Raw genomic sequence first — 15936 nt, 5'->3', positions numbered from 1 at the left:
ATTGTAAAGAATGCTTCAGGAGGGTTTGGTTGTAGAAAATGGATAATAAAAAATCCGCCGGACCGCAGAAAAAGACCACGAGAAAACGCACGGGCGAAGCGGACGGTAAAGGCAATAAAAACCCGAATTTGAAGATGCCGTCGCGCACCTTTGCCGTGTGGCTGATAGTGGCCATTGTGCTGGTTTTCGGGTTGAAATTCCTGCAGGACAACGGCCAGGCGCGCGAGCAGGCCCTCACGTACACCCAATTTCAGGCTCTTGTCGCTGCCCCTGACGCAAAAATCGTCAAGATGGATATTTCGCTCAAGGGGATAAACCGCGCGGTGCTGCGCGGCGAAGTCACCGATCCCGCCGTGCTGACAAAGGTAACGCAGAAGCAGGCGGGCGGAGCCAAGGCGTTCACCGTTGTCCTGCCCTTTCTCGAATCGTCCATGCTCAAGGAATGGGACAGCCGCGGCATCCCGTATTCCTTTCTGCCGGAAAAATTCAACTGGAGCGAAATGCTCTGGGGAAACCTGTTCTGGCTCCTGCCCATGATCCTCCTCTGGATGTTCATGCTGCGCCAGATGCAATCGGGCCAGAAGGGCATTTTCTCGTTTGGCAAGAGCAGGGCCAAGCTGCAGCCCATGGACCGTCCCCAGAACACCTTTGCCGACGCGGCCGGGCTTGATGAGGCAAAGGCAGAGCTCGAGGAAATCATTGAGTTTTTAAAGAACCCGCACAAATTCAAGCGGCTGGGCGGGAAGATCCCCAAGGGCGTGCTGCTGCTGGGCCCGCCCGGAACCGGCAAGACCCTGCTCGCCCGCTGCGTTGCGGGGGAGGCGGGCGTTCCCTTTCTTTCCATGAGCGGCTCCGATTTCGTGGAAATGTTCGTGGGCGTGGGCGCGTCGCGCGTCCGCGACCTGTTCGACACCGCCAAGCGCAATTCCCCCTGCATCATCTTCATTGACGAAATAGACGCGGTGGGCAGGCAGCGCGGCGCCGGCCTCGGCGGCGGCCACGACGAGCGCGAGCAGACGCTCAACCAGATCCTGGTCGAAATGGACGGGTTCGAGGTGAACTCCGGCGTGATCCTCATGGCGGCCACCAACCGTCCCGACGTGCTCGACCCCGCGCTGCTGCGTCCCGGCCGGTTCGACCGCCAGATCGTGGTGGACGTGCCCGACATCAAGGGGCGCGAGGGCATCCTCAAGGTGCACGTGCGCAACATCCCGCTCGCGGCCGACGTCGACCTGCTCACCATCGCGCGGGGCACGCCCGGGTTCGTGGGCGCCGACCTCGCCAACCTGGTGAACGAGGCCGCGCTCATGGCGGCGCGGTTCGGCCAGGAAAAGGTCACCATGCTTGACTTTGAGGAAGCGAAGGACAAGGTGCTCATGGGCGTGGAACGCAAGAGCCTGGTGCTGTCCGACGACGAGAAGCGGAAGACCGCCTACCACGAGGCGGGGCACGCCATCTGCAATCTCTATTGTAAAGAGGCCGACCCACTGCACAAGGTGACCATCATCCCCCGCGGCAGAGCGCTGGGCGTCACGTTCTCGCTGCCGGGCGAGGATAAGCACAGCTACACCAAGGACTTTCTCATCGACCGGATCTGCATCATGATGGGCGGCAGGGTCGCCGAGGAGCTCGTGTTTTCCACCATGACCACCGGCGCGGCCAACGACATCAAGCAGGCGACCGATATCGTGCGCAAGCTCATCTGCGATTATGGAATGTCAAGTGAGCTCGGCCCGCTTTCCTACGGCGAGAAGGACGAGCAGATATTCCTGGGCAGGGAGTTCAACCGGCACCGCGATTACTCCGAAAAGACCGCCGAGGTCATCGACGGCCTCATGCGCAACATCGTCGAGGAACAGTACATCCGGGCGAAGGACATCCTCACCAAGCACCGCGAGGAGCTCGAGAGGCTCGCCGCCGCGCTGCTCGAATACGAATTGCTTGACAGGGAAGACATCATGAAGGCCATTAAGGGGCTTCCCATCGGGTCGCCGAAGAAGACGCGTTCCCTTGTCAAGAAGCCCGCCGACGCGGAAAAGGCGCATGCCGCAGCCGCGGCCGGCGCGTCCGCTGAAAACGCCGGCGGCGCGGGCGCGTCCGCTCCGGGAAGCGGAACGGGAGAAACGCCGGTCCCATAAACGCCGGCGGACGCTCAGCTGCGGGGCGGCACCACTCGTGCCGTCCCTTTTTTTACGCGCGGCCTCGCGCGTGCACCGCACGGGAATACGGTATGCATCCGCTGTTGCAGAAAACCTTCGTGATCATGGGCATTGTCAATGTGACGCCCGATTCTTTTTTCGACGGGGGACGCTATGCGTCCGCCGACGCCGCGATCGCGCACGGTCGCGCGCTCGCCGCCGAGGGCGCGGACATCCTTGACATCGGGGGAGAATCGACGCGGCCCGGCGCCGCGCCCGTGGCCGCGGACGAGGAATGCAGGAGGATCCTGCCGGTGATCGAGGCGCTGGCGGCAAAAGCAGGCGTGCCCGTAAGCGTGGACACCAGGAAATCGGCGGTCGCGGCGCGGGCGTTTGCGGCCGGCGCCACCTGGGTCAACGACGTCAGCGCGGGCAGGTTCGATCCCGCCATGGCGAGGTTTGCGGCGCAGCGGGGCTGTCCGGTGATCCTCATGCACAGCAGGGAGACGCCGGCCACCATGCAGGACAAGCCGCAGTACCGCGACGTTGTCGCGGAAGTAAAGGCCGAGCTTCTGGAGCGGGTCGCCGCGTTTGCCGGCGCCGGCGTGCAGGGGGAAAATATCATCATCGACCCGGGCATCGGGTTTGCGAAGCGGCTCGAGGACAACCTGGTTCTGCTGAAGCGGCTCGGCGAGCTGGTGGAACTCGGGTATCCCGTATGCGTAGGCCTGTCGAGGAAATCGTTCGTGGGCCGCGTCACCGGCCGCGACGCGGACCAAAGGCTCGCCGGCAGCCTCGCCGCGCTGGCGCCCGCGCGCCGCGCCGGCGCGCGCCTGTTCCGCGTGCACGACGCGCGGGAGACGCTTGACGCGCTCAAGGTGCTTGCTGCGATAGAAAATTCCTCGGAGGAATGATCACGGCGTGAAGGACCGGCGACTATTACTGTATGAATTCTAAAAAAAAGAGGAATAATTTAATTATCCTGTGCGTAATCGTGGTGATTTGTATCATCCTGGTTTTCTTGCTGATGCGGGGAAACCGGGGAACCAGCCATCCCGGGGTGATGCAGCCGGCAAAGCAGGGGGAGCCGGCGGCGCAGCAAAAAATGGAAACTATGCGAGTGTCAAGAGATACGGGAGTGCCGCCGAGCGCAACGGCCCCTGCCGAGACGAATGCAGCGCGTGTTCCCACTAAAACGAGCGCCGCATATATTTCCGCCAAACGGGAAACCTCGCGCGCCGTTCCACGGGCCGACACGGCGACAAGCGCCGATACCGCGCAGGAAACCGAAGACACATCCCGCACCGACACGTCTCAAGCCGCGACACTGGGCTTATGCGCCGGCGACACCGTGGCGCCGTGGGTGTATCCCGATCCGTCGGGCGGGCTTCACCGCAAAGCCATCAGCGTCACCTTTGCGTCCACAAAACCGTGCAGCATCGAGTGGAAGCAGGACAGCGCCGGACCCTGGAAAACCTACGCGGGCGACACCATCCGCATCGCGTCAAGCACCACGCTGTATTTCCGGGCGCACGATTCCTGCGGCAACAGCATGGAGGAGCGCGAGGAGCACTATGATATCAAGCCCGAGGAGACATCCCGGTTCTGCCCGAAGGACATGGAATACATAAAGGTCGGAGCCGTGACGTTCTGCATTGACAAATATGAGTGGCCCAACCGGCTCGGTGCCATGCCGCTCTCGTTTATTTCACTGTACAACGCCGTGGATTCGTGCACGGCGGCGGGCAAGCGTCTCTGCGCCACCGACGAATGGACCCTGGCCTGCACCGGGCCCTACGGGTGGAAGTATCCCTACGGGGCGACCTATGAGCCGCATGCCTGCGTGTCCCACGATTCCACGGCGCGTCCGTCGGGAAGCAAGCCGGAGTGCCGCGGGTACTTCGAGGTGTACGACATGGCCGGCAACCGCGCGGAATGGACCAACACGAGGTCGGACAGGAATCCCCAGTTCTACAATGTAAAGGGGGGATTCTGGGAGAGCGGCCCGCACAGCAGCTGTTTCGAGGTGCACTACAGCTATTATCCCCAGAACCGTCATAATCCAGTAGGGTTCAGGTGCTGCAAAGATGCGGCGCCGCAATAGCAAGCCGGCCGCGGTCCGGCCGGTCACGACCGCGGCGCCCGCGGGCGGGCATTCCCCCGCCATTGTGCACCGGAGAAACGCCGAAGCCATGGTCCGTACCGCCGCAGCCTTTGTTTGCATCGCACTCTGGGCGGCGGCAGCGGTGCAGGCGCAGGCGGTGCGGTCCCGGCCGCCCGAGATAGAACTTTTCCATCCGCTCAGCGAGGAGCCGGTGCCTCCCAGCATTCTCTTTCAGGAGCGGCCCGCCCTGCTTGAAAACAAATCCACGTTGTTTGAAGACCGCGAGGTGATCGATTTCGAAAAGCGCGAGGTTTCGTTTGAGCGCGCCGAGAAAAATTACAACATCGTCGTCTGGCAGTACCGCTACGACGAGCTCGATTCCTATCTGGAAAGCAGGAGACGCGCCATCCTCCTGTCGCTGTGGTACAAGAGCGCCCTCACCGCCCTCGCCACTTCGGCCGAAAAGAAAAAGAACCTTTTGGCGGCGCTGGCATGGGAGCTGCCGGTGCAGTACCCTTCGTGGGCGCAGCGCATTTTGGGAAAGGACCCGCCGCGGCTCTCGATAAGCGGCTACGAGAAGATCATCGTCTCCTACGAAACCGGCAAGACCGACCTGCAGGCATCCAACGTGCAGACGCGGCCGAACAACGGGCTCGTGTTCGACCAGGAAAACCAGTTTTCCATCACCGGCAGCGTGGGTCGGCTCATCAATCTCAACATCAAGGGCACCACCAAGCAGGTCGACCAGGTTGAAAACCCGCTCAAGAACTTCAAGATAGAATACAAGGGCGAGGGCGACGAGCTCGAGGACGAGATCGTGCAGCAGGTGAGCGCGGGCGCCACGAGCTTCGAGATGCCGAGCACGCAGCTGTCGGGATATTCCGGAGGCCACCAGGGGCTGTTCGGGCTCAACGTGAAATCCAAACTCGGGCCGCTCGCCCTCACCGGGGTCGCGAGCATCGAGGAGGGCGAGTCGCAGAAGGCGACGCTGTATCCATCGGGCCAGGGCGAATCGAGCACGCAGATCAGCGAAAAGGATTTCATCAGGAACAAAAAATTCTTTCTCGACACCGTGTATCTCAACCGTTACCTCGGTGATTCCACCGGCACGCCCGTTGTGGAATCGCTGCAGGTGTGGCTGTCGAACGACAAGATCAGGCAGCAGGCCAGCGCGTCCAACACCAGCAATTCAACATCCGACATATACAGGTTCATCGGGTCGTCGCGCCAGGCTTTTAAATATCTCAGGCAGAACCATGAATATTATCTCGATCCCAAGGAGGGCTCGATCAGGTTCGACAGCATCACCATCGACAACGCGCTCGACGACATCGGTATTTACCTGCAAACCAGCGGCCCAAGGGTAATTAAAAAAGGCTTCAATGCGCTGAACAGCACGAGCGCCACCGACACCCTGTGGATCCTCAAGTTGCACGACTTTGACTCCACGAATGCCACCTTCCCCCTGATGTGGCGCAATATATACATGTTGCCGCAGGGGTTCGATGCGTCAAAGTTCCGCCTGCGGGTGACAAAGGCGCTTCCGGACACGAACATCGACAAAGTTAACAACACGTATTTTTCTGAAATTCTCGGGCTCACCGACGACAAGGGCAATCCCTACTCCAACACCCAACAGATCTTCGACAACATCAACAACCTCATCATCCTTCCCGTCCAATTCAAGGGCAAGAACGGCACGCGCGGCAACGAGCCGTTTTCGAACGACGCGCTCGGCCCCGACAACGCCAACCACGACATCTATCGCAAGACGGGAGTTGATTTCGACAACGTCACGAAGAAATTCCTCATAACGATGTCCGGTTCGTCAAGAAAGACCACGTTCACCTTGGGGTTCGGCAGCGTGATGGAGGGCACCGAGGTGCTCAGGGTGGGAAGCACCAGCGGCCCCCGGCTCGAACGCGGCAAGGACTACATCATCGACTACCAGCTGGGCCAGGTGGACCTGATCTCGAAGAACGCGCAGTCGGCCGACAAGATCGAGGTGGAATACCAGAGCGAGTCGCAGTTCACGCCCAACCAAAAGGTGTTTCTCGGCGCGCGCGGCGAGATGAAACTGCCTTTCTTCAGCGACAAGTCGTTCATCGGCGCCAGCGTGCTGTGGCAGGACGCCTCATCGCGCGATGCAGTCCCGAAAATCAATCAGGAACCATATTCCAAGCTGCTGCTCGACATGAACATGGCCATCGACGTCGAGCCGGAATGGATGACCAAGGCGGTCAACCTTCTGCCGCTCGTGTCCACGGCCGCGAAATCGACGGTGACCTTCGAAGCGGAGGTGGCGCACAGCATCACCAACCCGAACACCGACGGCCAGGCATACATCGACGATTTTGAAAGCAGCAAGGAAACCTACCCTATGGGTCTGTCGCAGGCGACCTGGTATCAGGCGTCGCCGCCGACGCCCTGGGTGACGTACAACGACTCCGCGGCCACGAACGACTCGCTCCTGCATCACCCGCCTGCGTGGATCCAGTACTGGTACGCGCCGCTGGGCGACGCGCAGGAATTGAAAACCAACATATTTGACTCTTGCACGGACTGCAATAACCAGACGCAGGCCGACAAATACGAGCCCACGCTCAACTGGGTGGCACAGATGGCGCCGCCGGACACCAATCCCTACCGGAGCCGGTACGACTCCACCGCAAACCCGTGGGCGGGCATCATGACCTACTTTCCGTCCGGCACAACAAACAGGGAAAAGGACAAGTACCTTGAATTCTGGGCGAGAGACACGGGCGGCGGCAGGATGTACATAGACCTCGGAACGGTGAGCGAGGCCGTGTCTCTGGATGGCGGGCCGCCTTACGATTCGTTAATGTTGGAAGACAAGCATAACACCGGCGTCCTGTGCGACAGCCTCAACATAGGTCTCGACCACCGTGTTGACAAAGACGAATTCTACTGCGTTCCCAATGCTGCCAAAACCGGGTGGGATACCCTGTGGTGCTATATGCGCGATACGGCGGCGACCATGGCTGCGGGCCACAATGTTTGGCTTACGGACGCCAAAGGGCACGAAATCAACGACCCATGGTTGGCGTATCCTTCGGGAACCCCGGGAATTCCGGGCGACCCGTCAAAGGACAATTACAAATCGTATGATATCACCATCAAGGGCGACGAGGGCAATTACCGTTTTGTAAACGGCACCGAGCGCGACGGCTACCTCAACACCGAAGACCTCAACGGCGACGGGTTCCAACGGGTTAACGATGAAAATTATTTCAGGCGTTTCATCGATTTCGGCAAGCAGAACGACTCGGTGTTTCTCCGTTCCAACGCAAACAACTACCAGGTAAGCGACTCCGTGGCCAACGAAAGCAAGAGGCTCCCGGAACCTCGGTGGCATCTGTACCGGGTGCCGCTCAACGACACGATCACGGGGATCTGCCAGCGGTTCGGATCGCCCAAATGGAACGACATCAAATACATCAGGATTTGGTGGACGAATATCGGCAACGCCAAACGGTCGAAAGAAAACACGATCCAGTTTGCGCGCATCCAGTTTGTGGGAAACCAGTGGCTCGAAGTGCCGGCGGTGCACGCCGATTCCTCGCATGAAGTGAAGCTGGCCGTGTCCACGGTGAACACGGAGGACAACGCGAAAAGCTACGGCCACGACCTGCCGCCCGGCGTATACCGGCTCACCGACGCACAGGGCAACCTTGCCCGTGAATCGTCGCTGGACCTCGTCTACAAAAACATCAACGCGGGCGACACGGCGCTGGTAGAGCGCAGCATGGCGTTTCAGCCGCTCAACCTCTCGAGCTACGACAACCTGTCGGTGCTGGTGCATAACGACACGACGGGTCGCACCGGGTTCTGGTACTTTCTCCGGTTCGGCACCGACGATTCGACGTATTACGAGTCGCGCATGCAGCTTTCGGTAAAGGGCTGGCGGCAGATGAACATAAGCCTCAGGGAGATTTCCGACATGAAGCTCAGCTTTCAGCGGGAGCTGAGCGACACCGTGGCGCTCGACGCGAGCGTCCAGTCGGGCACGAACATTTTCACCGTGCGCTCGCCCAAGGGGCGGTCCCCCAGTTTTGCCAACATCACCTACATGGCCATGGGCGTCATGCGCGATTCGTCGGCCACGGGCCCTCCCCTGAACGGCGAGCTCTGGATCGACGAAATGAAGGTGTCGGGCATCAAACCGCTCAGCGGCTGGGCGGCGCGTTTGCAGCTGACCACCAAGTGGGCCGATTTCATGAACCTGAGCCTGGGGGTCGATTACCAGGACGGCAGCTTCAGGCGCATGACCGACAACCAGACGGGCCTTGCCAATTCCCAGCTGTCAATGAATTTCAGCGTGGACTGGGACGTGGACAAGTTCCTGCCCGAGCGATGGGGGGTCAACATCCCCCTGGGGACGCGGTTCACGGGGTCGCTCATGCGGCCGCAGATCAAACCCGGTTCCGATATTTACCTGAACCTGCCCAACGGCGGAAGCGACGGCCTGCTGGAAATGTACCAGGACGCGCTGAACATGCTGCTCGGTACGAACTTCCAGGGCCCTTCCACTGACTCGCGGCATTTCCAGACCCGGACGTTCCAGCGCGACTGGTGGACCGGGTACGCCAAGAAATCACAGTCGAAAAACCCGTTCATCAATATGACGCTCGACCGGACGGCGGTCGATTTATCGGCCTCATTCAAGACCGTGCAGACCGGCCAGGGACAGCGTAAGGAGTCGGAGGGAGGCGCGGACGTACTCGACCAGGAGTTCCTCGACTCATATCACGGGATACTCAAATACAACCTGAACCCTACGCTTGAGCCACGGTTCTACAAGTTCAAGCCCTTTGAGCAATCCAAGCTGCTGTGGCTGCCCGAGAGAATAAAGAACTACGAATTCAGTTATCTGCCCACGACGCTGACCTTTGACGTGGCGGAGGTGACGTATTCGAAAGACATCACCATCAAGGGCCTGACCTATGACACCACGGTTGCCAAGAGGCTCGAGCTTGACCACCGCATGAACCTTGTCTACGACCCCATCAATATCCTCAATTTCTCGTACAACTTGTCGACCTCCAGGAACCTCGACAACGATGTTTCGCGGCTCGACCTGCAGAAGTCGTGGTGGTCGTTTTTGACGAACAACATCGCCCAGATGGACACGGCGTGGGGGCATTACGGCGTTCTGTACGGCGAGCGCGCGCGCACCCAGGGCATGACCCTGCGGTTCGACCCGTCGTTTCTCGACTGGCTCAGCCATTCGTTCGATTATTCGGCCAACTATAAGCAGAACGCGAACTTCATGACCAACGACCCGACGCCCTACCAGAACCTCACCTCCGACGCGACATTCCATTTGTCAAGCACGCTCACGCTCGCCTCGCTCTTCAAGAACTTCGCCGACGGTTTCGCCAATTACAAGGCCATGGCGAAGGTCTTTAAGTCCATTGAGGACGCGCTCAACAAGATCGCCTTCAACAGCGTCAAGTTCGACTACAGCGCCAAGTCTTCACTGCTCAACGATGACTACGATGTCGGGCTTTTGCGCAGCCGTGGCATCACCCAGGGGAAGTTTCTCGGCTACCAGTTCGGGCTGTCGGGACGTAATGCCTGGGACGTGGTGACGGGCAACATGGACGACAACGCGTTCGGCGGCATGAATTTCCGCAGGACTGCGGCGAACCTGGAGCAGTACGACACGCGCACGAGCAGCATGAACTATTCCCTGAGCACGAGCTTCAACCTGCCCGACCCCATCGACATTCAATTCACCGACATCAGGCTGGGATGGAGCAGGCAATACCTGGTTCGGCCCGACACGACGGCAAAGGACACGACCTTCACGTTCCCCGATTTTTCCGTGTCGATGAAGTCGGGGCTTCTGGGCAAGATTCCGCTCTTGGCCCAGCAGGTGCAGGGGCTGCAGATCTCGAGTTCGTGCAACTACCAGAAAAAGCTCCGCGTGAACGGTACCGCCTCCAACATGAACTGGACCACGACCGACGCGCTCAAGTTTTCGCCGGTCGTGGGCGTCGACGGGACCCTCAAGCGATGGCCGGTCAACGCCAACGCATCGTGGACATGGGGAAGGAGCACCGAGACGAACCGAATGAATCAGAACGCGGCCGCCAGCGACGCCAACAACAGCTACAAGGAGACCATGGACAACGACTACAAACTCGGGATCAAATATGAGGTCAGCAAATCCGGGGGCGTGAACGAGCTTAAAATACTGATGTGGACCATTCCCATGAAAGGCAGGCTGGTCACCGGTCTGGATGCGGACTACGGCACCGACGTCACCAAGACCGCGACCGGAGGCGCGGAACCGACCGAATCGGCCAATTCAACCGTGATGAGCCTCTCACCGCACGCCTCCTACGACTTCACCGACAACATCACCGGCCAGCTCTCCTACACCGGTTCGCAAAAAAAGGACCTTTCCCAGACAACGACATCACATATTTTCTCTTTGACGGTTGAAATACGGTTTAACCCGTAACGCCCAGAAAACATCACCGCAGAGAAACGAAGAAAAGAGTTGAAAGTGAAAACACAGCATTTAACTTTCAACTTTTAACTGTTTGTTTTCTTTGCGGTTACTGAGGTAACCCCTAACTTTTCAATAAATCCGAGGAACATAAGATCAATGGCAAAAAAAATTCTTTTCACCGCAACTCCCACCGAAAAACGCGTCGCGCTGCTGGACAACGACCATGTCGTTGAGCTCGTGGTGGAACGTCCCGACAGCATCCGCTTCGTGGGAAACATTTACCGGGGGAAAATCGTTTCAATCCTTCCCGGCATCCAGGCCGCGTTCGTGGACATCGGCCTCGAGAAAGCGGCGTTCCTGCACGCATCGGACGTGGACCCCTCGCTGCTGCTGGAGGAGGGGGACTCCCTTGCCGAGCGTTACATGGACCAGGCGAAAAGCAAGCGCAGGAAAGTGGTGCGCATCCCCATCGAAAAGGTTCTGGAGGAGGGGCAGGAAATCCTGGTGCAGGTCTTGAAGGAGCCCATCGGCACCAAGGGCGCCAAGGTGACCACGCAGATCAGCCTCGCGGGCAGGTTCCTCGTGCTGGTGCCCGACGCGGACTTCATCGGCGTGTCGAAAAAAACCAGCGACGACAAGAAACGCATCAAACTCAAGAAGCTGATCGCCGCGCTCAAGCCGCGCGGGGTCGGGTTTATCGTGCGCACCATCGGCCTCCGGGTGGAGGAGCCCGAATTTGTCAAGGAGATGCAGTCGCTCATTGACAAATGGCGTAAGGCGCAGGAGGAGGCGCTCGCCGGGACGGCCCCCAAACTGGTGTACCGCGAGATGGGGATCACCACGAGGGTGATCCGCGACCTTCTTTCCGAGGAAGTCGCCGAGGTGTACGTTGACCAGGACGACGACTTTGCCGAGATCCAGTCGTACCTGCGTTCGGTGTCTCCCGACCTGTGCAACCGGGTGTTGCACTACCGTGACAAGACGCCGCTGTTTGACAAATTCAACATCGAGAAGGACCTCGAGCTTTCCCTCAAGCGCAAGGTGTGGCTCAAGAGCGGCGGCTACATCCTTTTCGACCATGCCGAGGCCCTGCTCGCCATCGACGTCAACACGGGCCGCAACGTGGGCAAGCACAACCTCGAGGAGACGATATTCAGGACCAACATGGAGGCGGCGCACGAGATCGCCCGGCAGTTTCGGCTCCGCGACATCGGCGGCATCATCGTGATCGACTTCATCGACATGCAGAAGGCAGACCATCGCAGGAAGGTGGAGGACGAGATGCGCAGGCTCCTGCGCGCCGACCCCACGACGACGGCGTTCACCACGCTTTCGAAATTCGGCCTCATGGAGATCACGCGCAAGCGCGTTCGCCCTGAGCTCCAGGAGCTGTACACCGACGTGTGCAACGTTTGCAACGGCCTCGGATGGGTGTTCTCGCCCGCCACGGTCACGGCGCGCATCGACCGGTGGCTCAACCGCGCCGATTCCCACGACACGCCGCGCGAGCTCATGCTCGCGGTGAACCCGGCCGTCGCCGCATATCTTTCCCGGGAAAACAACCAGATGCTCAGGAAGCTTGAACAGGAGCACAATTTCAGGCTCACCGTCACCAAGGACGAGGACCTTGACCAGGACGATTACGAATTTTATCCCAAGGGCGCGACCAAGGCGATCACGGCGAAATATATATAAATTTGATTCTAAATAAAGATCCGGGCGCTCCGCCGCCAAAAGCCGGCGGAGCGCCCGGATCTTTATTTATTTCACATGACAGTATTTGATCTATCTTATATTATTGCCTCATTTTCCGCCAAACAAGTATATTAAGGACTTTCCTATTGAGAAAAAAGGCCTCAGAGGGCCAAAACGGCAGTCAAAGCAGGAGTAAGGCAATGTTTTCGATCGTTGAGCAGGACGGGTTTCAGTTCAAGGTATCCCAGGGCGACACCATAAGAGTTCCCCGGATCGCCGCGGAAAAGGGGAGTGAAATTTCACTTGAAAAGGTGCTCATGGTGGGTGACGGCGCCGCGGTGAAAATCGGTAACCCGCTGGTAAGCGGCGCGGTGGTGAAAGCAAAGGTTCTTGATCATATCAAGGGCGATAAGGTCCTCATCATGAAACAGAAGCGCAGAAAGACCTTTAAGAAAAAAACCGGGCACCGGCAGCTGCATACCACGCTGCAGATAGTGTCGATTTCGGCCTGACAACGGCCGCGCACCTCAGATTGCAAAGGATAATTAATGGCACATAAAAAAGGCGGCAGCAGCAGCGTCAACGGACGGGACAGCAACCCCCAGTACCGCGGCGTCAAAAAATACGGCGGCGAGAAAGTGCTGGCGGGCAACATCATCGTGCGCCAGAAGGGAACGGCCATTCATGCCGGGCTCAACGTGGGCAAGGGAAAAGACGACACGCTGTTTGCGCTTGCGGACGGGATTGTGCAGTTCCGTACCGGCGCAAAGGACCGCAAAACGGTCAATATCATCACGGCCTGACATAGGGCGGCAACATGGTTGTCTGCATCGCCATGGCGCCGTCACAACGAACCTCGCAGGAGCAAGGTGCTACATCCTTGCTCTTTTTTTTTAACCGGCACTGCGCCGCAGGCCGGCGTTGGCCTCGGCGTGCGGCAGGGAAGGTTCAGCCATGAACCTCGGGTATAAAATTCCTTCTGTCAAGAAAAACTACGTTTATAATTCCCTGCAGAGCGTGGTCAACGTCCTGTATCCCCTCGTCTCCTTTGCCTATGTTTCCCGCATCCTGGGCCCGGACATGTTCGGCAAGGTAGCGTTCGCCTCGTCGTTCGCCGGCTATTTTATGCTTCTTGCGTGCCTCGGCATCCCACTCTATGGCGCCCGCGAGATCGCCAAGGCACGCGCGAACCGCGAGAACCTTAACGCGGTTTTTTCGGAGCTTTTCATCATCAACGGGTGCTCCACACTGCTTTCCGCACTGTTGTACGCAATAACGCTGGTGTCCGTGCCCCGGATACGCTGCGACCTGCCGCTGTTCTGCATCGTGGGCGTCAACATTGTCGCCAACACGTTCACCATCGAATGGCTCTTCCAGGGGTATGAAAACTACCGGAACATCACGCTGCGCAGCATCACGATCAAAGGGGCGGCGCTCGTACTGTTATTTGCCTTTGTCAAGACCCGTTCCGACTACCTGTGGTATGCGGCGGCGAGCGTGTTTTCGACTGCCGGGGCCGCGGCGGTCGGCATGGTCCAGGGGGCGCGCCGGGTGAAGTTCACGCTGGCAGGCATCGCGCCGCTGCGGCACGTGAGGCCCGTTCTCACCCTGTTCAGCTCGACGCTCATGGTGAGCATCTATTTGTACCTCGACAGCATGATGCTGGGGTTCTGGGCAGGCGATAAGTTCGTGGGGTTCTACAACGCTGCGCTCAGGGTCGACCGCATCGCCGTGGGCCTGATCACTGCGATGGGGATGGTGCTCATCCCGCGGATTTCCTATTACCTCGAAAACAACATGATCGCCGACTACAGGCGCGTAGCCGAGAAGTCGCTCTGTTTCATCTTTTTTATCGGGTTCCCTCTTGTCACGGCGCTGTTTTTACTCGCGCCACAGGTGATGGCCGTTCTCGCGGGCAAGGGATTCGCCGAGTCGGTGCTCACCATGCGCATCGCGATGCCCATTCTGCTCATCATCGGCATTTCGAATTTCGTGGGGCTCCAGATCCTGTTTCCCCACGGCGGGGAGAAGATTCTGTTCCAGGCGACTTTTGTGGCGGCCGTGATTGACATCTGCGTCAACTTGTGGCTCATCCCGCTCTACCAGCACAACGGTGCGGCCGTCGCCACCGTTTGTGCCGAAACGACCACGCTTGCATTTTTCATTATTCTCGGGGGGAAACGGTATTTGGCGTTCAGATTTTTCGGCCGTCGCTCGCTTGCTTACCTGTGCGCGAGCGCGGTGATGGGGCTTGTGGTGTGGATCGTGACGCTGGCGGTGCGCAACAATCTTGCCGCCCTCTTCGTTGCCGCCGTTGCGGGCGGAGGCATTTATATCGGAATCCTCCTCTGCCTCAAAGATTCTCTTGCCGCAGAGATACTCGTCCTTGTACGCGCCCGGCTGCCGGGCGGGGCATTCTACAAAAGGGATTTGTAAAACGCCAGCGTCTGCGATGCGCAGGCGTCCCAGCTGAATTCCTTCTCCCTGAGCCGTCCCCGTTCGATCATTCCGTTGCGTAAAGGGGCGTCAAAAAGGACACGTTCCATCGCCGCCGCGCATCCGTCGGCGCTGTTCGGGTCGAAATACTCCGCCGCTTTTCCCCCGATTTCCGCGAGCGAGCCGGCGTTGCTTGAGACCACCGGGCAGCCGTAATGCATGGCCTCGATCAGGGGAAGCCCGAACCCCTCGTAGAGCGATGGGTAGGCGAGGAGCGAAGCGCCGGTATAGCACGAGGCGAGCAGCTCGTCGCTTCCGGCCGTCTGGAATGCGCGGTTTAAAAGCCCGTGCCGCGCGAGCACCTGCTTTTCCTCTTCTGTAAACGGATCGCCTCCGAAGCACAACAGGCCGAACTCCCGGTGTATGCGGGGCGAGTTGCAGTACGCTTTGAGCAATACCGGGAAATTTTTATGCGGCACCCGCTGCCCCACGTATAAAATGTACGGGCCGTTGACGGGCGGCTTGTCCCGGGGCGTCACCGTCAACGAATTGCCGTGGTAGATGACGGTGACGCGCTCCGGCGGGATATTGCACAGCCTGACGAGGTCGTTTTTCGCGGACACCGATACCGCGATGATCGCGTCGGCCCGGTCGATGGATTGCCGCTTGTCGCGGATGGCGGGATCCTGAGGCGAGAACCGTTCAGGAAACAGTTCGTAGGTCATGTCGTGCAAGGTAAGCACCCGTTTTCCCTTGTACGCGGGGGCGTAATACCGGTAATAGGTCTGATGGTAAACCGCCGGGCGCGACCGCGCGAGAAACAGAGGGAACAGCGCCTCGTTCAGCGCGTTGAACAGGCGGGTGGTGCGGGGAATGGCCGGACGCCTGAGCCCGAAGAAATGCGCATATTGTTTTTTGAAGCGCGCGTAATTGAACATGGTTTTATGCCATCCCATGTAGAGCGAAACAGCCACCCCAGGGTCGTGAATCAGGCGCGCGATGATTTCGTAGTGATAGCGGGTGATGCCGCTATAGCCGAACATGGAGAAAAACTGATGGTCATAGGCAATGGTGATCACGAC

The 15936-nt window shown here is 59.1% G+C and carries 9 protein-coding genes; 8 read left to right on the top strand and 1 reads right to left on the bottom strand.

Annotation, left to right across the window (positions count from 1 at the left end; genetic code table 11):
• Window positions 1-38: 38 nt before the first annotated feature.
• The 8 genes from ftsH (at window position 39) to VLX68_13850 (ending at window position 14854) form a co-directional block, all read left to right on the top strand.
• On the top strand, window positions 39-2138 hold the full coding sequence (gene ftsH, locus VLX68_13885; GenBank protein ID HUI93333.1) for an ATP-dependent zinc metalloprotease FtsH: 2100 nt from the start codon (window positions 39-41) through the stop codon (window positions 2136-2138).
• A 92-nt stretch (window positions 2139-2230) separates the two neighbouring features.
• The gene (folP, locus tag VLX68_13880; protein HUI93332.1) at window positions 2231-3052 is read left to right on the top strand and encodes a dihydropteroate synthase; all 822 of its coding nucleotides are present in this window, start codon (window positions 2231-2233) and stop codon (window positions 3050-3052) included.
• Window positions 3053-3084: 32 nt separating this feature from the next.
• Window positions 3085-4242: an SUMF1/EgtB/PvdO family nonheme iron enzyme gene (locus VLX68_13875; protein ID HUI93331.1), complete on the top strand. Its 1158-nt coding sequence runs from the start codon at window positions 3085-3087 to the stop codon at window positions 4240-4242.
• Window positions 4226-10732 carry a cell surface protein SprA gene (gene sprA / locus VLX68_13870; protein HUI93330.1) on the top strand — a complete coding sequence of 2169 codons (6507 nt, stop codon included), beginning with the start codon at window positions 4226-4228 and terminating at the stop codon, window positions 10730-10732. Before VLX68_13875 ends, sprA begins: the two co-directional genes overlap by 17 nt.
• 147 nt (window positions 10733-10879) lie before the next feature.
• Complete coding sequence (locus VLX68_13865; GenBank protein ID HUI93329.1) at window positions 10880-12418, top strand: Rne/Rng family ribonuclease; 1539 nt, start codon at window positions 10880-10882, stop codon at window positions 12416-12418.
• A gap of 200 nt (window positions 12419-12618) precedes the next feature.
• A complete protein-coding gene (rplU, locus tag VLX68_13860) occupies window positions 12619-12930 on the top strand; it encodes a 50S ribosomal protein L21 (protein HUI93328.1) in 312 nt (103 codons plus the stop codon).
• A 36-nt stretch (window positions 12931-12966) separates the two neighbouring features.
• Window positions 12967-13221: a 50S ribosomal protein L27 gene (gene rpmA, locus VLX68_13855; GenBank protein HUI93327.1), complete on the top strand. Its 255-nt coding sequence runs from the start codon at window positions 12967-12969 to the stop codon at window positions 13219-13221.
• A 151-nt stretch (window positions 13222-13372) separates the two neighbouring features.
• The gene (locus VLX68_13850) at window positions 13373-14854 is read left to right on the top strand and encodes a flippase (GenBank protein ID HUI93326.1); all 1482 of its coding nucleotides are present in this window, start codon (window positions 13373-13375) and stop codon (window positions 14852-14854) included.
• On the opposite strand, the gene VLX68_13845 is transcribed toward VLX68_13850, so the two are convergent.
• Window positions 14836-15933: a glycosyltransferase family 1 protein gene (locus VLX68_13845; GenBank protein HUI93325.1), complete on the bottom strand. Its 1098-nt coding sequence runs from the start codon at window positions 15931-15933 to the stop codon at window positions 14836-14838. The genes VLX68_13850 and VLX68_13845 overlap by 19 nt on opposite strands.
• Window positions 15934-15936: the final 3 nt, after the last annotated feature.

Source organism: Chitinivibrionales bacterium (genome assembly GCA_035516255.1).
In the GTDB taxonomy this organism is placed as follows: Bacteria; Fibrobacterota; Chitinivibrionia; order Chitinivibrionales; family FEN-1185; genus FEN-1185.
The sequence above is the reverse complement of the archived record's forward strand: the minus strand, read 5'-3'. Positions and strand labels throughout refer to the sequence as shown.